This window comes from Buttiauxella warmboldiae (assembly GCF_003818135.1).
Classification (GTDB): domain Bacteria; phylum Pseudomonadota; class Gammaproteobacteria; order Enterobacterales; family Enterobacteriaceae; genus Buttiauxella; species Buttiauxella warmboldiae.
Genome location: NZ_RPOH01000116.1, coordinates 1 through 20,762, shown reverse-complemented (window position 1 = coordinate 20,762; position 20,762 = coordinate 1). Strand labels below are relative to the sequence as shown.

The window sequence follows — 20,762 nt, the reverse complement described above, 5'->3', positions numbered from 1 at the left end:
ACTACTTAGCCAGCTTGAAGGTTTTCAGCTGACTGGCATTGCTATCGTCAATTAATACGCAGTCCATCAACTGTTTTTCCTGTAGCTGCGGTTTGCCGTTTTTCAGGAAAAAATCTGCTTGTACCACCGCCATTTGCGCTTGTTCCCAACCGGGTTGCAGCACCGTGGCTTTGATATTGCTTTTGGCGATGATCGAATCACGCACGTAATCGCTACCGTCAAACCCGACCACGATGACATTGGTTTTTCCTGCGGCTTTTAAAGCAGCTTCTGCGCCGAGCGCCATGGTGTCGTTGCCGGAAATCACCCCGACGATGTCAGGCTGAGTTTGCAGAATGGATTCCATGCGCGTGAAGGCTTCGGTCTGGCTCCAGTTGGCCGTTTGCTGCGCCACCATTTTCATCTCCGGGTAGTCGTCGAGAATGTCGTGATAGCCCTGCGAACGCACGTGGGCGTTGGTGTCTGACTGGCGGCCCAGCAATTCAACGTATTTGCCTTTGCCGTTGAGCAATTTGGCAAATTTCTCGGCACCGAGCTGCGCGCCCTGGTAGTTATTGGACACGATTTGCGCTACGGCAACGCCGGTTTTGTTAATTTCGCGGTCAATCAGAAAGGTCGGAACGCCAGCAGCTTTCGCTTTTTCTAATGGGCCTACGGTGGCGTCTGCTCCGGCGTTATCCAGAATGATGGCTTTCGCTTTGCGGGCAATCGCCGTCTCGATTAACTGGTTTTGTTTATTCACGTCATCGTCATGGGACGCAACCAGCGTGGTGTAGCCCAGCTCTTTAGCTTTTGCCAGCGCGCCATCGGCTTCCGCTTTAAAAAATGGGTTGTCATGCGATGGGGTAATAATGGCAATCAGCCCATTATCAGCGGCATAGAGATTGGCAGATGAAGCAAGCAGTGCAGCAACGAGTGAGGTCTTGACCAGGGTAAATTTCATTTTTATCTCCACATTGAATATATATTCAAACATGATTTATTATTCAATGTAACGATATGCCCCACCGATGGTTCTGTCCATGTGGAGGACAGAAAAATCATAAAAAGGCGGATGCGATCACAAATTGTACAGTTAAGCGGCAAAAGGAAAGCTGCCTTGTTATTTATGCAGGCTTGCATAAAAATACAGAAAGGAAATCAGGAGGCGCTTATGTCAAAGCAGGATGAACAACGTTTGTTGGTCAAGATTGCGACACTCTATTTTGTTGAAGGGATGAAGCAGTCAGAAATCGCCGGGCTATTGCAGCTGTCACAGTCATTTGTATCGCGTGCCATTACCCGCTGCCAGAAAGAGGGGGTGGTAAAAATCAGCGTGATTCAGCCCGCCAATATTTTTCTCTCTCTTGAGCAGGCGCTGGAGAAAAAGTACGGCATTCGCCAGGCGATTGTGGTGGATGTTGACGAATCCGCAGCGGCTATGCAAATCAAACATGCGATTGGTAGTGCAGCGGCGCATTACGTTGAAACGCGGTTACGACCAAACGATCTTGTGGGTATCTCCTCCTGGAGTACAACCATTCGCGCCATGGTTGATGAACTGCATCCCCAAAGCATAAAAGCGCGTGGCGTGATTCAACTGCTGGGCGGCGTGGGGCCCAATGGCAACGTGCAGGCGACGATTCTGACGCAAAACCTGGCCGCACAGCTTGGTTGCCCGGCCTGGTTGTTACCTTCTCAAAGTATTGAACATTCCGTTGAAGAACGGGCAAGACTGGTGGCCAGCGATGATGTTGCCGAAGTGGTGAACAAATTTGCCGAAGTGGATATGGCAATTCTCGGTATCGGCGATCTTGAACCTTCTCAACTGCTGAAAAATTCGGGTAACTATTACGGCGAAGCGATGCTTAAAACGCTGGCCGAACGCGGTGCGGTTGGGGATATCTGCCTGCATTATTTTAATGCCCGGGGGGAGCCGGTTCTGAGCACAGAAGAAGATCCGGTTATCGGCATGGAGCTAAGCCAGGTTCGTGCTTGCCCGCATGTGGTGGCGCTGGCGGGGGGCAACGACAAAGCCAATGCCATTCGCGGGGCGCTGCTGGGGGGATACATTGACGTCCTGATCACGGATTTTCCAACGGCCAGCCAGCTGCTGTAACGCTCTGCGGATGACCGTTTTCATCCGTCCACGTTGAAAACGGTCACTTTTATGTTTCACATATGTAGCTAAATTGCTTCTTTTGTGTTGTTTTTATTGAGTGCTATCACATTTCATGACCGTTTTGCCCGAATGGCCGTTTTTGCTATCTAAAGTGTTCACAACTGCTTTACATAAACAAAACAGCGAACGCAAAGGAGCCGGTCATGACAGCACCTGTACAACACCCGATGTATATAGATGGTCAATTTGTTCCATGGCAGGGCGAGAAGTGGATTGATGTGATTAATCCTGCCACTGAAGCGCTGATTTCGCGCATTCCTGACGGTAGCGCGCAGCAGGCGCGTGATGCGATTGATGCCGCGGCAAAAGCCCAGGCCGGTTGGGAAGCGTTACCCGCCATTGAGCGTGCGGGCTGGCTGCGTAAAATTTCTGCGGGTATTCGGGAACGTGCGCAGGCAATAAGCGCCCTGATTGTTGCCGAAGGCGGCAAAACCCAACAGCTGGCGGAAGTTGAAGTGGCTTTCACCGCCGATTATCTCGATTACATGGCTGAATGGGCGCGCCGTTACGAAGGCGAAATCCTGCAAAGCGACCGTCCGGGTGAAAATATTCTGGTATTCAAACGTGCATTAGGCGTGACAACCGGGATTTTGCCGTGGAACTTCCCGTTCTTCCTGATTGCCCGCAAACTCGCGCCAGCGCTAATCACCGGCAATACTATCGTCATCAAACCAAGCGAATTTACCCCGAATAACGCCATCGCTTTTGCAGAAATTGTTCATGATATCGGGTTACCAAAAGGGGTGTTTAACCTGGTGCTGGGGCGCGGCGAAACGGTTGGCCAGGAGCTGGCGGGCAACCCGAAAGTGGCGATGGTCAGCATGACGGGCAGCGTTGGCGCGGGCGAGAAAATCATGGCCGCTGCGGCTAAAAACATCACCAAAGTTTGCCTCGAACTGGGTGGTAAAGCGCCCGCTATCGTGATGGAAGACGCCGACCTGGATATCGCGGTAAAAGCGATTGTCGACTCGCGCATGATTAACACCGGGCAGGTGTGCAACTGCGCGGAACGTGTGTATGTGCAAAAAGGCATTTACGACGAATTTATTACTCGCCTGAGCGAAGCCTTTAAACAGGTGAGCTTTGGCGATACGGGCGAGCGTAACGATGTGTCGATGGGACCGTTGATTAACGCCGCCGCACTTGAGCGCGTGGAGCAGAAAGTCGCTCATGCGGTAAGCGAAGGCGCACGTGTGGTATTGGGCGGCAAAGCGCCGGAAGGAAAAGGGTATTTCTACCCGCCGACGCTGCTGGTGGATGTGCGTCAGGAAATGGCGATTATGCACGACGAAACCTTTGGTCCCGTGCTGCCTGTCACGACGTTTGAAACGCTGGAGCAAGCGCTGGAAATGGCGAACGACAGCGACTATGGCCTGACATCGTCGGTCTATACCCGTGATTTAAACACCGCCATGAAAGCCATCAAAGGGCTGAAATTTGGTGAAACCTACATCAACCGGGAAAACTTTGAGGCGATGCAGGGCTTCCATGCGGGCTGGCGCAAATCAGGAATTGGCGGCGCCGACGGGCGTCATGGTCTGAACGAGTATCTGCAGACGCAGATGGTCTATTTGCAGGTGTAATGATTTACTTTCTCATTTATAAATGATAATAATTATCAACATTGCTCCGGTCTTTAGCTAACGTTCTGTTAGCTAAAGATATCCACCTGCTGTTGATAAGGATATTTATGTCTGCTTTACCACAAACCCGTTTATCTGTGTTGCCCGCGCTAATGCTTTCCAGCCTGCTGTTTTCCACTTCTCTGTTTGCTGATGCCTCATTCACGGTGGAAAGAAAACCCGTTGGCAAAGGTGTGTATGAAATGGCATACAGTGCGGATCAATCTGCGCTGTATGTTGCTACGTCCCAGAGCCGTAAAATGGACAAAGGCGGGGTGGTTTATCGGCTTGATCCGGCAACGCTCGAAGTGACTCAGGCGATCCATAACAACCTGAAACCGTTCGGTGTGGCGCTCAACAAAACCACTGGCACTTTGTTTCTCGGCAACACCACCAGCAGCGCGGTGACGGCGCTTAACAGCAAAACGGGTGAGGTGATTAAGACGCTGGTGGTGGATGAAACTAAACGCACTGAAACCACGCGTCCGCTAATGCCGCGCCAGCTAGTGGTGAATGAAGCAACCAATACGCTGTATATGAGCGGATTGGGTGAATCCAGCGTGCTGTGGGTCATTAACGGTGACTCGTTAACGCTGCGCGATACCATTAAAGATCTCGGTAAAATGGCGACGGGACTGGCGATTGATGCGCAAGCATCACGCATTTACATGACCAACGCTGACAACGAATTTATCGTTATCGACAGCAAAACGGACAAAGTTGTCTCGCGTACTAAGCTGGAAACCGAAGGCGAGCATTTTTATCTGAATATTGCACTGGATAGTGCAAATAACCGCGCGTTCGTCAGCGATTCTAAGACACCGCAGCTGCTGGTTGTGGATACCAAAACCAGCAAAGTGCTGAGCAAAGTGGATGTGCCGCTGGGTCTGGATGTGCTGTTTAACCCGGTGCGTAATGAGATTTATGTGACGCACCGTAAAGCCGGTAAAGTCAGCGTGATTGATGCGAAAAGCTACAAGGTGCTGGAAACCATCGACACGCCGGCATTGCCAAACAGCCTCGCACTGTCGCCTGACGGGCAGCAGCTGTTTGTCAGCGTGAAACAGCCGGGCAGCCGTGAAAAAGAGCCAGCCAGCCCGGATGATATCGTGCGTATTAGCTTTAAGTAAGATTCAAAAATTGTCGGGCGGCGCGGAGCTTACCCGACAGACAAAAAAACTCGGGGTGGTGTTATCCACCCTTTACCCCGGAAGTGGGCAAAGCTTCAACCCAGTTCATCAGCAATTCTGGCCAGCTGGCGGCAGGTAACCCAGCTGCGCCACGAATGCCAAAACCATGTTTACCGTGCTCAAAAAGATGCATTTCCACTGGCACATGGTGGGCACGCAGCGCGTTAAACATCACGAGACTGTTATCAACCGGCACCGAAGGATCATCCACCGCGTGAACGATAAAGGTCGGCGGAGTTTGTTCTGTTACATTCATCTCCGGGGAATATTTCTTAATTTGCCCGGCCGGTGGCTGCTCGCCAATTAATGCCTTGCGCGAACCTGGATGGGCGATGTTTTCCTGCATGGTAATGACCGGATACATCAACGCCAGGAAATCCGGGCGCGCGCTGATTTGGTCTACCGCGTCGCGAGCCGGATAAACGGTTTCGTTATAGCGCGTGGCAAGGCTTGCCGCCACATGACCGCCCGCTGAAAATCCCAGTACCCCGATGCGCTGTGGGTCGATTTTCCACTTATTCGCGTCGGCTTTCAGCGTTCGTATTGCCCGCTGTGCATCCGCCAGTGAGGCGTCGGCGCCTTCTGCATGTCCGTCCGCGGGCATCCGGTATGTCATTACAAACAGAGTGTAGCCTTGAGCGTTGAAAATGGGCGCCAGGTCGCTGCCTTCTTTATCCAGCACCACGCGCTGATAGGAGCCGCCAGGCGTGACCAGCAGCGCAATGCCATTGGGTTTCTTCGGTAAATATGCGGTGATGGTGGGCGTGCGGATCCCCGTGACGGCTCGGTCAGCAAGGCCGCCGTCTTTACGCCGGTCAACGGTTTCTTCCCGCACTGGGCTGTTTTTAGCGCCAGGCGCTTCACCTTGCGGCCAGACAGGAAATTCAGGCAGCGCGAATGCGGCACCGCTCATGGACAGTAAAATGGATGTAGCGAGCAGGGAACGACCTGACATAACCTTTCCTTTTTTAGCGTAATTAACGCAGATATAACATACCGTTAATCTCAGAAAAGGGATGGAGTGCTCATTTATGAATCAGTGGCGCAATATTATTGAAATATTGTTTTGAAGTTTATCTGACAGAAGCTTCACGCTCACCAGATGACTGATGAGCGTGAAGTTTAGCGGTTAATCGCTATCAGCTTTTTCCGCTTTCCCGGCCATTTGTGCCAGGAAATCGTAGCGTTTTTGCAAATCGACGGCGGCCTCTTTCCACAGTTGCTCGGCGACTTCCGGCTGCTGCGCATTCAGGCGGCGGAAACGCTGCTCTTTCATCAGCGTATCGGCCAGCGCATCAGACGGCGGGCGCGAGTCCAGAGCCAGCGGCAGTTTCCCTTCATCGGCACGACGCGGGTCGAAGCGGTACAGCGGCCAGAAACCGGTGGCGGTGAGCTGGCGCATCTGATCATGGCTTAACGCCAGGTCATAGCCGTGCTCTTCGCAAGGGCTGTAGGCGATAATCAACGACGGCCCGGGATAGGCTTCCGCTTCCTGAATCGCTTTCACCGTCTGGTTTAGCTGCGCGCCAAGCGAAATCTGCGCCACATAAACATGCCCGTACATCATCATGCTGACGCCGAGATCTTTGCGTGCTTTACGCTTGCCGTGCTCGCCGAATTTGGTCACCGCGCCCAACGGCGTTGCTTTCGAGGCCTGGCCGCCCGTATTGGAATAGCATTGCGTATCCAGCACCAGGATATTGACGTTTTCGGTCAGGCTTAATACGTGATCCAGCCCGCCAAAACCGATGTCATACGCCCAGCCGTCGCCGCCAATCAGCCAGATTGATTTATCCACCATTGCATCGGCGTCGGTCATTAGCTGGCGCGCATCCGGGTCGTCGATATCAGCCAGATGCTGGCGTAGTGCCGCAACTTGTTCTCGGCGTACTTCTGGTGTGGCTTGCGCGTGAAGCTGCTCATTAAGTTCGGCGGGCAGTTGGTCAGCAAATTTATCCACCAGACGCATCACGCGGGCGCGGTGCTGATCGACGGTTAAGCGGAATCCCAGGCCAAACTCGGCGTTGTCTTCAAATAGCGAGTTGGCCCACGCCGGGCCGCGACCAAAGGCGTCGGTGGTGTAGGGCGTTGAGGGCAGGTTACCGCCGTAAATTGATGAACAGCCGGTGGCGTTGGCAATCAGCATGCGGTCGCCATACAGCTGCGTCAGTAATTTAATGTACGGCGTTTCACCACAGCCGGAACATGCGCCGGAATATTCAAACAGCGGCTGGAGCAGCTGCGAAGTTCGGATGTCGATGCGCTCGAGGCTGGTGCGATCCATTTCCGGCAGCTGGAGGAAGAAATCGTAGTTCTGTTTCTCTTCTTCAACGTGTTCAAGGCGCGACATCATATTGATGGCCTTGATTTCTGGGTTCTGGCGGTCTTTCGCCGGACACACTTCCACGCACAAATTACAGCCGGTGCAATCTTCCGGTGCCACTTGCAACACGTATTTCTGCCCACGCATATCGCGGGATTTCACATCCAGCGATTGCAGCGCGGCAGGAGCGTTTGCCATCGCGTCCGGCACCACCACTTTGGCGCGGATCGCCGAATGCGGGCAGGCGGCCACGCAGTGGTTACACTGGGTACAGATGTCCGGTTTCCAGATGGGGATCTGTTCAGCGATATTGCGTTTTTCCCACTGCGTGGTGCCCATCGGCCAGCTGCCGTCCGGCGGCAATGCTGAAACAGGCAGCGCATCCCCAAGCCCTGCGAGCATGGCGGCGGTTACCGTTTTGACGAAATCCGGTGCGGCATCGGAAACTACCGGCGGGCGCATCGGACTGGTTTCGTTGACTTCTTGCAGCGTGACTTCCGCGAGCGATTCACGCGCTAACGCCAGCGCCTGCCAGTTGCGCTCAACCAGTTCCTGGCCTTTGCTGCTGTAGCTTTTGGCAATCGCACCTTGCAACTCAGTCAGCGCGCTGTCGCCCGGCAGAATGTGGGTGAGATGGAAGAACGCCATCTGCATGACGGTGTTGATACGCGCTCCAAGCTGGCATTCGCGGGCGATCTTCGCCGCGTTGACCACGAAGAAACGCGCTTTTTTCTGGTTCAGCACCGCCTGAACTTCTTGCGGCAATCGGTGCCACACTTCTTCTGCACCATAGGGCGTGTTAAGCAGAAAAATGCCGCCGGGTTTCAGGCGTTCGGCCATCTGATATTTGTCGATAAACTGCAACTGGTGGCAGCCAACGAAATCAGCTTTATCAATCAGGTAGGTGGAATTAATCGGTTGTTCGCTGACGCGCAGATGCGAAACCGTCAGGCCGCCGGCTTTTTTCGAGTCGTAGACGAAATAACCCTGGGTATAAAACGGCGTTGAATTACCGATAATCTTGATGTTGTTTTTGGTTGCGGACACGCTGCCATCGCTGCCCAGGCCATAAAACAGCGCTTCGAGTCTGGCGCGGTTGGGCAGGGTGTTTTCCGGTCGCGGCAGGGATAAATTAGTGACGTCGTCGTAAATCCCCACCGTAAAGCGCGGGCGCGGTTTCGCCTGGGTTAGTTCGTTGAACACCGCCAGCACGCAATCCGGGCCAAACTCTTTCGATGACAGACCGTAACGCCCGCCAATTACGCGCGGCAGCGTTTCGCGCTCGCCACGGCTAAAGGCTTCGGCAACCGACGTCATCACATCGAGATAGAGCGGTTCTGCAAGCGAGCCTGGCTCTTTGGTGCGGTCGAGCACCGCGATCTGACGCGCGCTTTCTGGCAGCGCTTCCAGTAAACGATTGGCGCAGAAGGGGCGGAACAGACGCACTTTCAGCACGCCGACCTGTTCGCCGCGCGTCAGTAATTCATCCACTACCTCTTCACAGGTGCCGATGGCGGAACCCATCAGAATAATCACGCGCTCGGCTTGCGGGTGGCCATAGTATTCAAACGGGCGATACTTGCGGCCGGTGGCGGCGGCAAAGCCGTCCATCGCCTGTTCAACGTGCTCATTCACCGCGTCATACCACAGGTTGCTGGCTTCGCGGGACTGGAAATAGGTATCGGGGTTGGCGGAGGTCCCGCGGATCACCGGATGATCAGGATCCAGCGCGCGGGCGCGGTGTTCATCAATCTCTTTTTGCGGCAGCAATTGCAGAAGGGTGCTGTCCGCCAGCGGCACAATTTTGTTGATCTCATGCGAGGTGCGAAAGCCATCAAAGAAATGAATAAACGGCACCCGGCTTTTCAGGGTGGCGATGTGAGAAATCAGCGCGAAGTCCTGGGCTTCCTGTACGCTGCTGGCACACAGCATGGCGCAGCCGGTCTGGCGCACTGCCATAACGTCCGAATGATCGCCAAAGATGGAAAGCGCATGGGTAGCGACGGTGCGTGCGGCTACATGCAGGACAAACGGCGTTAGCTGCCCGGCCAGCTTGTAGAGCGTTGGGATCATCAGCAGTAAACCCTGCGATGAGGTAAAGGAGGTCGCGAGCGCCCCGGTTTGTAACGCGCCGTGCACCGCGGCAATAGCCCCCGCTTCAGACTGCATTTCTACCACGCGCGGCGTATCGCCCCACACGTTTTTGCGGTGGTCCCCGGACCAGGCATCAGCCAGCTCGGCCATGGTGGAGCTGGGCGTTATCGGGTAGATGGCCATGACTTCACTGGCGCGAAATGCCACGGAAGCGACCGCGCTATTGCCGTCGGTTGTGATCATGAAGACACCCTTACATTGCGCAAAATAATCAAGCGAAAAGACCCGCCTGGCTGCGCGAGTCGAAGAATAGTCTGTTAATACTAGCAAAGGCTGCAAAAGGCGATTTTCGCTTTTGTGTGCTGGATAGCGCTTTGATTGAGGTCCTGAAAAGAGGCGGGTGGTGATGTTTTGCGCAATAAAGCGATCGCCGTTGCAAAATCATACATATTTTATCTCTTTGCACCCTCGACGTAACAGGACGCCAGCGCTTATGATTCCTGGGTTTTGCAACGTTCAGGGGGAGAAGAGTCATGCGCGCTGTGTTTTTAGCCGGTTGTGCGGCAATATTATTGTCGGCATGTAGTAATGAACCACCGCAACAGGCCACTGCGGCTCACGTTCCGCCGGGTATGCGTGCGGCGATGTCAAATCAAGGGCAGGCGAGTTGTGCCATGGTAGGAGGGACGCTGAGCGTGGCTCGGCAGCTGGATGGCTCGGCTATTGGCATGTGCGCCATGCCGAACGGCAAACGCTGTAGTGAAAACGCGCTTGCCGCCGGAACATGTGGCGCCTATTAGTTGACCAGTTCAGCCAGCTTATAAACTAAGGTATGCTGGCTGGTTTTGAGCGTCAGCTGCTGTGGCGCTAAATCCACTTTCGCCCCTGCGCTCAGCATGTCGTTAATCATGCTATCCAGGCCGTTAAGCTGCGGCTCTGCACACATCATCATGGTCATTCCCAGCCCTTTTGCTTTCAGCGTGTTGCCTTCAAGCGTAGCCTGCCCCATAAAACGGTTACACATCGCGCCTGATAGATGCATGTTTTCACCAAAACTCAGCTCCGGCATACGCTCAATGCCGGTCAGCAGTTTGCCGTCGACGCTTTGCAGCACATAGCGGTGGTGTTGCAGATCCCCGGCGGTGAGGGTCGATTTATCACCAGGTTGCGCACAGCCCGCGAGCACCATGACAGCCAGAGCAATTGACGCTAATTTTTTCATCTCTTTTCCCTAAGTTATTCGTTTCTTCAATGAGTTGGCGACACTATATCAAAATTAGAGCTCATTTTTATAAGGATATTCTTAAAGCCCCCCCTCATCCCTGCTTTTCCCTGAGGGAGAGAGAGTTAAGGTGAGGGCGTTAATACGCAGTCAGCTAACCTGGTTAACGCAGGACTCGCCGTTTTCTAACTGACGCAGGTTTTCCAGCGTCGTCTGGGAAATGCTGATTAACGCTTCCGCGGTCAGGAATGCCTGGTGGCCGGTAAACAGCACGTTGTGGCAGGCGGAGAGGCGGCGGAAGACATCATCCTGGATAACGTCATTAGATTTATCTTCAAAGAACAGATCGCGCTCGTTCTCGTAGACGTCCATCCCTAACGCGCCAATTTTTTGATTTTTCAGGGCCTCGATGGCGGCCTGTGAGTCAATCAGCCCGCCACGGCTGGTGTTGATAATCATCACGCCATCTTTCATCTGCTCAAACGCCGCGCGGTTAAGCAAATGGTAGTTTTCAGGCGTTAGCGGGCAGTGCAGGGAGATGACATCTGAGTGTGCAAACAGCGTGGGTAAATCGACATACTCCACGCCAAGCTCCAGCGCCGCCGCGCTTGGGTAAGGATCAAACGCCAGCAGGCGCATCCCGAAACCTTTTAATATTTTCAGCGCGGCAATACCAATTTTCCCGGTGCCAATCACGCCCGCGGTTTTGCCAAACATTGTAAAACCGGTCAGCCCTTCCAGTGAAAAATTCGCGTCGCGGGTGCGTTGATAGGCGCGGTGAATACGGCGGTTCAGGCACATCATCATGCCCACGGCATGCTCTGCCACCGCTTCGGGCGAGTAGGCCGGAACGCGGACGACAGGCAAACCCAGCTCTTTAGCCGCGTCGAGATCAACGTTGTTAAAACCCGCGCAGCGCAGCGCGATAAATTTTACGCCTTGTTTTTTCAGCTCTTCGAGTACCGGACGGCTGGCGTCGTCATTAACGAAGATGCAGACCCCTTCACAGCCGTGAGCCGTTTTCGCTGTTTTCTCGCTTAGCAGGAAGTCATAAAATTCAAGATCAAAGCCATATTCATTGTTAACCTGCTGCAGATACTTTTTATCGTACTGTTTTGTGCTATACACTGCCAGTTTCATGAGACTTATCTCCAGAATGATATTAAAGTAAAACTACCACGCCTCAAAATTTCTTACAAATCTTAAAAATTATTTTCAGCATTCAAACGCAGCGGCCGACGCGAAGTTAGCTACGCTTAAACCAGACATGACCTTCACGCCCGGTCCAAATCATGTAAGAATCATCGCCTACGTCGGCTTAAATTGTCGCTGAATCAGGATATTAACCACCCATGAAGGGTAGATATAAAGCCATTATTGCGCTGGTACTGATACTCATTCTGCTGCCGTTAACGCTATTGATGACTATAGCCCATTGGCTGCCGACCCTCGCAGGAATTTGGCTGCCGCAGGGGACAAGCGTCGCCATGGAAGCCAGCCCACGACTGACGCGTGGCGCGGTGATGATCCCCGATCTGCGCTATTTTGCCGGGGAGTGTGAACTGGCGGTGATTAAAGACGCGACGCTCAGCCACCCTAAGCGCTGGCGTCTTCATCTGGATTCGCTCAATTTTAACGTTGATTGCCTGAGTCACATCCCGCCGAATAAATCCGCGCCTGCCGCGCCGCGCACCCTGGCAGAATGGCAATCGCTACTGCCTGAAAGCCTGTTAACTATAGATAAGGTTAATATCACGCCCTGGCAACTGTTCTCCGGTGGCTTACGCCTGACGCTCTCCCCGCAGCAGCAAGCGTTGCATTATAAAGGCCCGTTGCTCAGCGTTGATGCGCGGCTAAACGGGCAGGTACTGGAACTTAAAAAATTAAAAGTTCAGGCGCTTGCAGGGATAGACCCCGTTGAGCTGGTGGGCACCATTACCTTGCCGCCGCTCACGGACAAACTGCCCCAGCAGGGCCATCTCGCCACCAAATTGCGTATTCCACAAGAAGCGGCAGCGGTGGATGTCGAGCTGAACTGGAATGAAGAACAGGGTACTTTCGCGGTGACGCGGCCTGATGAGCCGGAAGCACTGGTCTCTTTACCCTGGACCATTAGCGATAAGATTTTTGAAATCAACGGCGGGCAGTGGTTCTGGCCATACGCAGGTTTTCCACTGCGCGGCGGTATAGCTTTGCGGGTGGATGACTGGCGATTGGGTCTGGAAAATGCCCTGATAAGCGGGCGCTTGAACGCTATTACCCAGGGCCGCGCAGGCAAAGCCAACGCGGTGTTAAATATCGGCCCGGGAAAACTCAGCATGACCCATAGCGTCCTACCGGTGCAATTAACCGGCGAGGCGAAACAAGATGGCATGGTGTTTTATGCGGTACTGCCGGGTGAAATTAGCGGGGCAATTGTCGATCCGCAGCTGTTATTCCGCCCCGGGGCGCTGCTGCGCTCGCGCGGGCGCGTCATCGATTCTCTGGATGTTGATGAAGTTCGCTGGCCGCTGGCGGGCGTCAGCGTTACCCAACGCGGCGTTGACGGGCGCTTACGGGCGATAGTGCGCGCGCATGAAAACCAGATGGGCAATTTTGTGCTGCATCTCGATGGCAAAGCGGACGACTTTTTACCCGATGCGGGCCTGTGGCGCTGGAAATATTGGGGCAACGGCGAGTTCACGCCGCTGCAGGCCAAATGGGACGTAGGCGGGCAGGGTGAGTGGCGCGACAGCATCGTTGAGCTCCATTCGCTTTCCACCGGCTTTGATAAGCTGGCTTACGGTTCAATGCTGGTCAGCGAGCCGCGCTTAAAGCTTGAAAAGCCGCTGCACTGGCAGCGCTCGCAAACGGCACCTTCTTTTGACGGCTCTTTTATCCTCAACGCCGGGGAAACCACTTTTAGCGGCGGCAGCACCTTACCGCCTTCTGTATTAACCTTCAGCGTAACGGGGGAAGATCCGGCTTCGTTCCAGTATAAAGGGGAGCTGCACGCGGGAGCGATTGGTCCGGTACGCGTGAATGGTCGCTGGGATGGTGCGCGTCTGCGTGGGAATGCGTGGTGGCCACAACAAGAGCTGGCGGTATTCCAGCCGCTGATCCCCGGTGCCTGGAAAATGCTGTTAAAAGAGGGATCGCTCTATTCGCAGGTCGCATTTTCCGCCGCTGCCGGGCAAGGTTTTGCAGCCGGCGGGCATGGTGTGGTGAAGAGCGGCAGCGTGTGGCTGCCGGATAACCAGATTAACGGTGTCGATTTTGTGCTGCCGTTCCGTTTCGGCCACAGCACCTGGCACCTCGGAACAGACGGCCCAGTCACGCTGCGCATCGCCGAAATTAAAAACCAGTTCACCTCGACCAATCTCACCGCCGATCTCGAAGGCTGGTACCCGTGGAGCGAAGCGCAGCCGCTGATGCTCAGTAATGTGAATGCCGATATTCTGGGCGGAAAACTTCATCTGCAACAGCTGCGCATGCCGCAACGGGATGCCGCCTTACTGCGCTTAGAAAATATTTCATCGAGCGAGCTGATTACGGCGGTGAATCCGAAACAGTTTACGCTCTCCGGCCGGGTGAACGGCGCGCTGCCGCTGTGGCTTAACCACCCCCAGTGGGTCGTTAAAGATGGCTGGCTTACCAACCCGGGGCCATTGACGTTAAGACTGGATAAGGACATGGCGGATGCCATTGTTAAGAACAATATTGCCGCAGGCGTTGCGGTTAACTGGTTACGCTATATGGAAATCTCCCATAGCTGGACCCATATCGATTTAGATAATCTTGGGGAATTAACTTTGCGGGCAAATGTGCAGGGCACAAGCCAGGTGGCAGGGAAAAGGAATGCGGTGCGGCTGAATTATCGCCATCAGGAGAACCTCTTTACGTTATGGCGTAGCCTGCGTTTCGGGGATAATTTGCAAACCTGGCTTGAGCAACATACCGAACTGCCGGATGAACGTTGTCAGACGCGCGATAAAACTTGTGAGGAAACACAATGAAACTCGGCATTGTTATGCTGCTGTTAACCGGCATTGGCACATTAAGCGGCTGTACGCCGCGCATTGAAGTGGCCGCGCCGAAAGAACCTATCACCATTAATATGAATGTCAAAATTGAGCATGAAATTCATATTAAAGTGGATAAAGACGTTGAAACGTTGCTGAAAAGCCGCAGTGATTTATTCGGCCAGGAGTAAGCGTGATGAAAAATATCGTGAACAGCATTCTGCTGGCAGCGCTGTTGCTAAGCCAACAGGCTGCGGCGCTAACGCTGACCGAAGCCCGCCTGCAGGGGCGGGCAGGGGAGACGTTAAGCGGCTATATCGCCCCCATAAAACAAGACGCACAGACGCAGGCGCTAGTGAAGAGGATTAATGAGGCGCGGGCGCAGCATTACCAGCAGCTTGCCGATAGCAATAATATCCCGGTCAATCAGGTGGCCGAACTGGCAGGGCAGAAGCTGGTGCAGCGTGCCCAGCCTGGAGAATATGTGCGCGGAATTAATGGGCAATGGATGAAAAAATAGTTTCCCCGACGCGTTTCAGGGAAATCGATCGGCACAGTTGGCAGCGGTGGTGGTTCAGGTGGCTATATGCGTTCTAACATGATTGAAAATATTAGCATTTTTATACAGGTCGTTGAACAGGGCAGCTTCACCAAAGCCGCTGATATTCTGCAGCTGCACCGCCCGGCAGTGAGTAAAGCAATACAGCAAATTGAGAACGACCTCGGAGTAAAGCTCATCCATCGTACCACCCGCAAGCTGAGCATTACGGCTAAAGGCGACGAGTTTTACCAGCGCGCCAGACAGGTTCTGGCTGAAGTTGATGGCATGATGGCCAATTTTTCATCGACCCTGCCACCGCGTGGACGGCTCAGGCTTGATGTCCCGCTGGCACTGGCTCATACCCTTATCATTCCCCATCTGACGCAGTTCCAGTCCCTGTATCCCGATATTGAAATAGTGTTGGTTTCATCGGATAAAAAAACCGATTTGATCGCCGAAGGCGTGGACTGCGTGGTGCGTTTGGGTGAGTTACAGGATTCAAGCTTTATTTCCCGGCGTCTCGGGGAGATCAGAATGGTCACCTGTGCTGCTCCTTCCTATCTGCAACGACACGGACGGCCGGAAACACTGGCAGAACTGGAGCAGCATCGGGCGGTTAACTTCTTCAGCGATCGCAGCCGTGAGGCGATGGAGTGGAAGTTTATCGAGGATGGTGTGATTGTTTCGCGGCGCCCGCCCAGCAGCATGCTGGTTGATAACTCTGATATTCTGCTGTCCTGTGGCCTGGCCGGGCTGGGTATTATCCAGGCGTCCTATGGCACCCTTGCCCGGCATATTGCTTCCGGCGAGCTTGAAGAAATCCTGACGCACTACCCTTCCGTTTCCAAACCGGTGTCGGTGATGTATGCGGACAGGCGCTATCTTTCCCCCCAGGTACGCGTTTTTATCGACTGGTTCAGCGAAATTTTTGCCCGCAGAACGGCTTAAACTGATCGATTGTTATCGAATGAATAACACTGAAATTCCTCAGCGGCTATTTTTACCCGGGTTATAACCACGTAGATTGTTGGCAGATGAATCGAGTATATCGTCCACGGTATATACCGCTAACTGATGAGATCCAAATATGTCTAAAGTTGTCACGTTTAACCGCACCGGCGGCCCGGAAGTTCTGGAAGTTATTGATGTAGAAGTGCAGGCGCCTGCGGCCAGAGAAGTCCAGATCCGCGTACATGCCATTGGTCTTAATCGCGCTGAAATAATGTACCGCAATGGTCAGTACGTGATTGACCCCGAATTCCCGGCACGCCTGGGGTATGAAGCTGCGGGCGTGGTTGAGGCTGTTGGTGAGAATGTCGAAGGTTTTGCCCGGGGGGATTTGGTCAGCGTGATCCCTTCATTCATGTTTAACGAATACGGCATGTACGGTGAACTTGTTAATGCGCCGGTGCACGCTGTGGTGAAACATCCTGACAATTTATCTTTTGCAGAAGCTGCTGCCAGCTGGATGATGTACGTAACAGCTTACGGCGCGCTGATTGAATACGGTAACCTGCAGGCCGGGCAGAATATTATTATCCGCGCAGCATCAAGCAGCGTTGGCCTGGCAGCCATTCAGATAGCGAATATGTTGGGCGCAAAACCTGTTGCCCTGACCCGAACCAGCGAAAAACGCGAGATGCTTCTGAAAGCAGGCGCAGCTGCTGTTATCGCTACTGCGGAGCAGGATATGGTGGCTGAAATCAACCGGGCGACAAATAACGAAGGTGTTCACATGGTATTTGATCCGGTTGGCGGCCCGGATGTGGCAAAGCTGACTAAAATTATGGCCCCACAGGGCATGTACTTCCAGTACGGCGCGCTCGACAGCCGTGACATGCTGGTGCCTGTATTCGATATTCTCGGTAAACATCTCACGCTACGCGGCTATGAGCTGTTCGAAATCACCACCGACGCGGAAAAAATGGCGCGGGCGAAATCCTTCGTCTCAGAAGGTCTGCGTTCAGGCAAGCTGAAACCGGTAATCGATAAAACCTTCAGGCTCGAAGATATTGCAGATGCGCATCGCTATATGGAAGCAAATGGTCAGGTAGGCAAAATCATTGTAACCATTGAATAATATATTTCCCCTCGCTTCATTTGATGGGGCAGGGGATAGGTTTACCGACTTAATAACAAATCATGGCCTGAGCGGAATTTGGCGACCAAATTAATGCCGCTACGCAGGCCAGATGGAAAGTAAATCATAGCAGCGCGAAGGATGAATAATTCTTTAGCAACAAGCATCAATAGCCCGTTCACTGAGCCCCGGGGATTGAGCCGTTATCGCCCTGAACGACCCGGAATGGCGCTTTTTTCCTCTTTTCTCATTCAATGCCTCTCTTGCGTTGCGGTTGTTCTTGCTGCGACTCAGGTTTTATCATTTAAAAACGACACCTTTCAGATTTAACAGCTAAAAAACATAGTTATTCAGCACAAGAAACTGCTGAACGCTTAATGTACTGATTTTCATAAAATAAGCACAAGATAAAAACATCAGCACAACATACGGACATTAACAAAATAAAATATTGAGTAGCGAAGAAAAAGAACCTATATTGGCGGCGTTTTTTCTATGGTGGTTAGATTTTCTACATTCATTAATTCAACGGCTGGTTAACGAACCGGGCGTTGTGGGAGAGATATGATGACGGATAAAGTCCGTATTGATAGTTTAGGTGCTAATTCATTCAATGGTAACAATGAAACCTATTTAGCGAGACAAGCTGAATTTGAATCGAATGTCAGAAGTTATCCCCGTAAATTGCCTTTAGCAATTGCGCAGGCCAACGGCGTGTGGATCACTGATGTTGATAATAATCAATATCTTGATTGCCTGGCCGGTGCAGGTACCCTTGCACTTGGACATAACCATCCTGACGTGCTGCAAAGCATCCAAAACGTCATTACCAGCGGCTTGCCGTTACATACACTGGATCTTACAACGCCGTTGAAAGATCGGTTCTCAGAATATTTGCTCTCTTTATTACCTGCGCAGGGTAAAGAGTACTGCCTGCAATTCACCGGCCCATCCGGTGCGGATGCGGTTGAAGCCGCACTGAAACTGGCTAAGAAAGTGACCGGCCGTTCAGGCATCATCAGCTTCTCCGGCGGCTACCATGGCATGACTCATGGCGCGCTTTCGGTAACGGGTAATCTGTCGCCGAAAGAAGCGGTTGACGGCATGATGCCAGAAGTGCAGTTCATGCCTTACCCGCACCAGTACCGCTGCCCGCTGGGCATTGGTGGTGACGCCGGCGTGAAAGCATTAACTTACTACTTCGAAAACCTGATCAACGACGTTGAGAGTGGCGTGCGCAAACCTGCGGCGGTCATTCTGGAAGCGGTTCAGGGTGAAGGCGGCGTTAACCCGGCACCGGTCGAGTGGTTACAGCGCATCCGTAAAGTCACCAAAGAACACGGCATCCTGCTGATCGTCGATGAAGTCCAGGCTGGCTTCTGCCGTACCGGTAAACTGTTCGCCTTCGAACACGCGGGTATCGAGCCGGACATCATTGTGATGTCTAAAGCGGTTGGTGGTGGTTTACCTCTGGCTGTTCTGGGTATTAAGAAAGAGTTTGATGCATGGTCACCTGGTCACCACACCGGCACTTTCCGTGGTAACCAGCTGGCGATGGCAACCGGTCTGACTACGCTTAAGCATCTGACCGAAAACAAGATTGCTGACAAAGTTGCCGCCCAGGGCGAATGGCTGAAAGGCCAACTGGCTGAGCTGCAAAAACGTTACCCGGTGATTGGTCAGGTTCGTGGTCTGGGCTTAATGATCGGTATTGAGATCGTGAAACCAAACGAAGCGAAAGATCACATGGGTTGCTACCCGGCGGATCCTGAGCTGTCCGCGCTGCTGCAGAAAAACTGCTTCAAAGCCGGGCTGATCCTGGAGCGTGGTGGTCGTAACGGCGTGGTACTGCGTCTGTTACCTTCGTTGCTTATCACTAATGATGAGCTGGCTATTTTCCTCGATAAGTTTGAGCAGGCGCTGTTAGCGGCCGGCATCAAGCCTGTCTGAGTGGAGTAAATGACCACGATGTCTGAACTAAACCCGATTCTGGCAGGCTCTGCGGAGAGTACCGCAGCCTATCAGCAGGCGATCGCACAGACCAGCGCTGCGGTGGTGCAGTGGCTACAGCAGCCTGAAATGTACCAGGGCAAATCCGTTGCTGAGCTGCGTGAACGCATTCAGCTCGATTTTAACGCCGAGGGCCTGGGCAACCAGGCAGCGATTGAACGTGCGATTGAGTACTTCTTAAAAGACAGCCTGTCAGTGCACCACCCGCAATGTGTGGCGCACCTGCACTGCCCAAGCCTGGTGATAAGCCAGGCGGCAGAAGTGCTGATCAACGCCACTAACCAGAGCATGGACTCCTGGGACCAAAGCCCGTCTGCGACCATCATCGAGATGAAGCTGATCGAATGGCTGCGTGCTCAGGTCGGTTACCAGGCAGGCGACGCAGGCGTATTCACCAGCGGCGGTACCCAAAGTAACCTGATGGGGCTGATGCTGGCGCGTGATGCCTTCTTTGCCCGTCAGGGGCACTCCATTCAGCAGGATGGTCTGATTGGTAACCTGCGCAAAATTAAAGTTCTGTGTTCAGAGAATGCGCACTTTTCCGTGCAGAAGAACATGGCTTTGATGGGCCTTGGTTATCAGTCCGTCACCCTGGTGAAAACTGACGAATTCGCGCGCATGGATATTAACGATCTGCGCGAGAAGCTGGCTCAGGCTCAGGCAAACGACGAGCAGATCCTGGCGATCGTGGCCACCGCCGGTACCACCGACGCGGGTGCTATCGATCCGCTGCGTGAAATCGCCAGCCTTGCAGCAGAGCGCCAGATTTGGGTGCACGTTGACGCAGCCTGGGGCGGCGCGTTACTGATGTCCGAGAAGTATCGCGACTATCTGGACGGCATTGAGTTAGTGGACTCCATCACTCTGGACTTCCACAAACAATACTTCCAGACCATCAGCTGCGGTGCTTTCTTGCTCAAAGAAGCACGCCACTACGAGTTGATGCGCTATCAGGCGGCTTATCTGAACTCTGAGTTCGATGAAGCCGCTGGCGTACCCAATCTGGTGTCTAAATCGTTGCAGACCACCCGTCGTTTCGACGCGCTGAAACTGTGGATGGGGCTGGAAGCGTTGGGACAGAAGCAATACGCGGCGATTATCGATCACGGCGTAACGCTTGCGCAGCAAGTGGCGCAGTTCGTGACGGAACAACCTTCACTGGAACTGGTGATGAAGCCACAGCTGGCGAGCGTGCTGTTCCGTTTCCGTCCTGAGCAACTGGCCACCAGCGACGATGCGGCTATCGCGCTGCTCAACCAGAAAATCGGTGATGCGCTGCTGGATTCTGGCCGTGCAAACGTCGGTGTGACCGAGCATAACGGCGTGACCTGCCTGAAGCTGACGCTGCTGAACCCAACCGTGACGCTTGAGGATATTAAAGTCCTGCTGGCGCTGGTGGAGAAAACCGCGCAGCCACTGCTGGTTAGCTAAAATAAATGCCCTCCGGCATGGCCGGAGGATATTTATTAGACCAATAGAGTGGGCGGGTTAACCGCCCATTGAGGTTGCTGACAAAGA

The 20,762-nt window shown here is 53.4% G+C and carries 16 protein-coding genes; 11 read left to right on the top strand and 5 right to left on the bottom strand.

The window, feature by feature from the left end:
- Nucleotide 1: 1 nt before the first annotated feature.
- Nucleotides 2-943, bottom strand: coding sequence for a D-ribose ABC transporter substrate-binding protein (locus EHN07_RS20135; protein ID WP_124025778.1), 942 nt, complete (start codon nt 941-943; stop codon nt 2-4).
- 210 nt (nt 944-1,153) lie between these two features.
- Here EHN07_RS20135 and EHN07_RS20130 point away from each other — a divergent pair, with 210 nt between their 5' ends.
- The 3 genes from EHN07_RS20130 (at nt 1,154) to yncE (ending at nt 4,913) form a co-directional block, all read left to right on the top strand.
- Complete coding sequence (locus EHN07_RS20130; protein ID WP_124025777.1) at nt 1,154-2,098, top strand: sugar-binding transcriptional regulator; 945 nt, start codon at nt 1,154-1,156, stop codon at nt 2,096-2,098.
- 206 nt (nt 2,099-2,304) lie between these two features.
- Nucleotides 2,305-3,744 (top strand): aldehyde dehydrogenase, encoded by a 1,440-nt coding sequence (gene aldA / locus EHN07_RS20125; protein ID WP_124025776.1) that lies wholly within the window; start codon nt 2,305-2,307, stop codon nt 3,742-3,744.
- A 107-nt stretch (nt 3,745-3,851) separates the two neighbouring features.
- Entirely contained in the window at nt 3,852-4,913 is a 1,062-nt protein-coding gene (gene yncE, locus EHN07_RS20120; protein ID WP_124025775.1) for a 7-bladed beta-propeller protein YncE, read from the top strand.
- 61 nt (nt 4,914-4,974) lie between these two features.
- On the opposite strand, the gene paeX is transcribed toward yncE, so the two are convergent.
- Together paeX and nifJ are read right to left on the bottom strand one after the other, a co-directional pair.
- Nucleotides 4,975-5,928, bottom strand: a complete 954-nt coding sequence (gene paeX, locus EHN07_RS20115; protein ID WP_124025774.1) for a pectin acetylesterase PaeX — start codon at nt 5,926-5,928, stop codon at nt 4,975-4,977.
- A 174-nt stretch (nt 5,929-6,102) separates the two neighbouring features.
- A complete protein-coding gene (gene nifJ / locus EHN07_RS20110) occupies nt 6,103-9,633 on the bottom strand; it encodes a pyruvate:ferredoxin (flavodoxin) oxidoreductase (RefSeq protein WP_124025773.1) in 3,531 nt (1,176 codons plus the stop codon).
- A 290-nt stretch (nt 9,634-9,923) separates the two neighbouring features.
- On the opposite strand from nifJ, the gene EHN07_RS20105 reads away from it, so the two are divergent.
- Nucleotides 9,924-10,190 (top strand): putative hemolysin, encoded by a 267-nt coding sequence (locus EHN07_RS20105; protein WP_124025772.1) that lies wholly within the window; start codon nt 9,924-9,926, stop codon nt 10,188-10,190.
- Here EHN07_RS20105 and hslJ read toward each other — a convergent pair.
- On the bottom strand, nt 10,187-10,612 hold the full coding sequence (gene hslJ / locus EHN07_RS20100; RefSeq protein WP_124025771.1) for a heat shock protein HslJ: 426 nt from the start codon (nt 10,610-10,612) through the stop codon (nt 10,187-10,189). The genes EHN07_RS20105 and hslJ overlap by 4 nt on opposite strands.
- Before the next feature lie 150 nt (nt 10,613-10,762).
- Complete coding sequence (locus EHN07_RS20095; protein WP_124025770.1) at nt 10,763-11,752, bottom strand: 2-hydroxyacid dehydrogenase; 990 nt, start codon at nt 11,750-11,752, stop codon at nt 10,763-10,765.
- A 212-nt stretch (nt 11,753-11,964) separates the two neighbouring features.
- Here EHN07_RS20095 and EHN07_RS20090 point away from each other — a divergent pair, with 212 nt between their 5' ends.
- The 7 genes from EHN07_RS20090 to EHN07_RS20060 all read left to right on the top strand — a co-directional run bounded on the left by EHN07_RS20090 (nt 11,965) and on the right by EHN07_RS20060 (nt 20,675).
- Complete coding sequence (locus EHN07_RS20090; RefSeq protein ID WP_124025769.1) at nt 11,965-14,607, top strand: YdbH family protein; 2,643 nt, start codon at nt 11,965-11,967, stop codon at nt 14,605-14,607.
- On the top strand, nt 14,604-14,804 hold the full coding sequence (locus EHN07_RS20085) for a YnbE family lipoprotein (protein WP_124025768.1): 201 nt from the start codon (nt 14,604-14,606) through the stop codon (nt 14,802-14,804). Before EHN07_RS20090 ends, EHN07_RS20085 begins: the two co-directional genes overlap by 4 nt.
- Nucleotides 14,805-14,809: 5 nt before the next feature.
- On the top strand, nt 14,810-15,133 hold the full coding sequence (locus EHN07_RS20080) for a YdbL family probable chaperone protein (RefSeq protein ID WP_124025767.1): 324 nt from the start codon (nt 14,810-14,812) through the stop codon (nt 15,131-15,133).
- A 66-nt stretch (nt 15,134-15,199) separates the two neighbouring features.
- Entirely contained in the window at nt 15,200-16,102 is a 903-nt protein-coding gene (locus EHN07_RS20075) for a LysR family transcriptional regulator (RefSeq protein ID WP_124025766.1), read from the top strand.
- 139 nt (nt 16,103-16,241) lie between these two features.
- Nucleotides 16,242-17,234, top strand: a complete 993-nt coding sequence (locus EHN07_RS20070; RefSeq protein ID WP_124025765.1) for a zinc-dependent alcohol dehydrogenase family protein — start codon at nt 16,242-16,244, stop codon at nt 17,232-17,234.
- A 564-nt stretch (nt 17,235-17,798) separates the two neighbouring features.
- Nucleotides 17,799-19,184 carry a diaminobutyrate--2-oxoglutarate transaminase gene (locus tag EHN07_RS20065; RefSeq protein WP_124025764.1) on the top strand — a complete coding sequence of 462 codons (1,386 nt, stop codon included), beginning with the start codon at nt 17,799-17,801 and terminating at the stop codon, nt 19,182-19,184.
- A gap of 18 nt (nt 19,185-19,202) precedes the next feature.
- The gene (locus tag EHN07_RS20060) at nt 19,203-20,675 is read left to right on the top strand and encodes a pyridoxal phosphate-dependent decarboxylase family protein (RefSeq protein WP_124025792.1); all 1,473 of its coding nucleotides are present in this window, start codon (nt 19,203-19,205) and stop codon (nt 20,673-20,675) included.
- The last annotated feature ends 87 nt before the right edge of the window (nt 20,676-20,762 follow it).

Coding starts and splice junctions, on each gene's coding strand:
- EHN07_RS20135 (WP_124025778.1), bottom strand. CDS start 943: ATGAAATTTACCCTGGTCAAGACCTCACTCGTTGCTGCACTGCTTGCT.
- EHN07_RS20130 (WP_124025777.1), top strand. CDS start 1,154: ATGTCAAAGCAGGATGAACAACGTTTGTTGGTCAAGATTGCGACACTC.
- aldA (WP_124025776.1), top strand. CDS start 2,305: ATGACAGCACCTGTACAACACCCGATGTATATAGATGGTCAATTTGTT.
- yncE (WP_124025775.1), top strand. CDS start 3,852: ATGTCTGCTTTACCACAAACCCGTTTATCTGTGTTGCCCGCGCTAATG.
- paeX (WP_124025774.1), bottom strand. CDS start 5,928: ATGTCAGGTCGTTCCCTGCTCGCTACATCCATTTTACTGTCCATGAGC.
- nifJ (WP_124025773.1), bottom strand. CDS start 9,633: ATGATCACAACCGACGGCAATAGCGCGGTCGCTTCCGTGGCATTTCGC.
- EHN07_RS20105 (WP_124025772.1), top strand. CDS start 9,924: ATGCGCGCTGTGTTTTTAGCCGGTTGTGCGGCAATATTATTGTCGGCA.
- hslJ (WP_124025771.1), bottom strand. CDS start 10,612: ATGAAAAAATTAGCGTCAATTGCTCTGGCTGTCATGGTGCTCGCGGGC.
- EHN07_RS20095 (WP_124025770.1), bottom strand. CDS start 11,752: ATGAAACTGGCAGTGTATAGCACAAAACAGTACGATAAAAAGTATCTG.
- EHN07_RS20090 (WP_124025769.1), top strand. CDS start 11,965: ATGAAGGGTAGATATAAAGCCATTATTGCGCTGGTACTGATACTCATT.
- EHN07_RS20085 (WP_124025768.1), top strand. CDS start 14,604: ATGAAACTCGGCATTGTTATGCTGCTGTTAACCGGCATTGGCACATTA.
- EHN07_RS20080 (WP_124025767.1), top strand. CDS start 14,810: ATGAAAAATATCGTGAACAGCATTCTGCTGGCAGCGCTGTTGCTAAGC.
- EHN07_RS20075 (WP_124025766.1), top strand. CDS start 15,200: ATGCGTTCTAACATGATTGAAAATATTAGCATTTTTATACAGGTCGTT.
- EHN07_RS20070 (WP_124025765.1), top strand. CDS start 16,242: ATGTCTAAAGTTGTCACGTTTAACCGCACCGGCGGCCCGGAAGTTCTG.
- EHN07_RS20065 (WP_124025764.1), top strand. CDS start 17,799: ATGATGACGGATAAAGTCCGTATTGATAGTTTAGGTGCTAATTCATTC.
- EHN07_RS20060 (WP_124025792.1), top strand. CDS start 19,203: ATGTCTGAACTAAACCCGATTCTGGCAGGCTCTGCGGAGAGTACCGCA.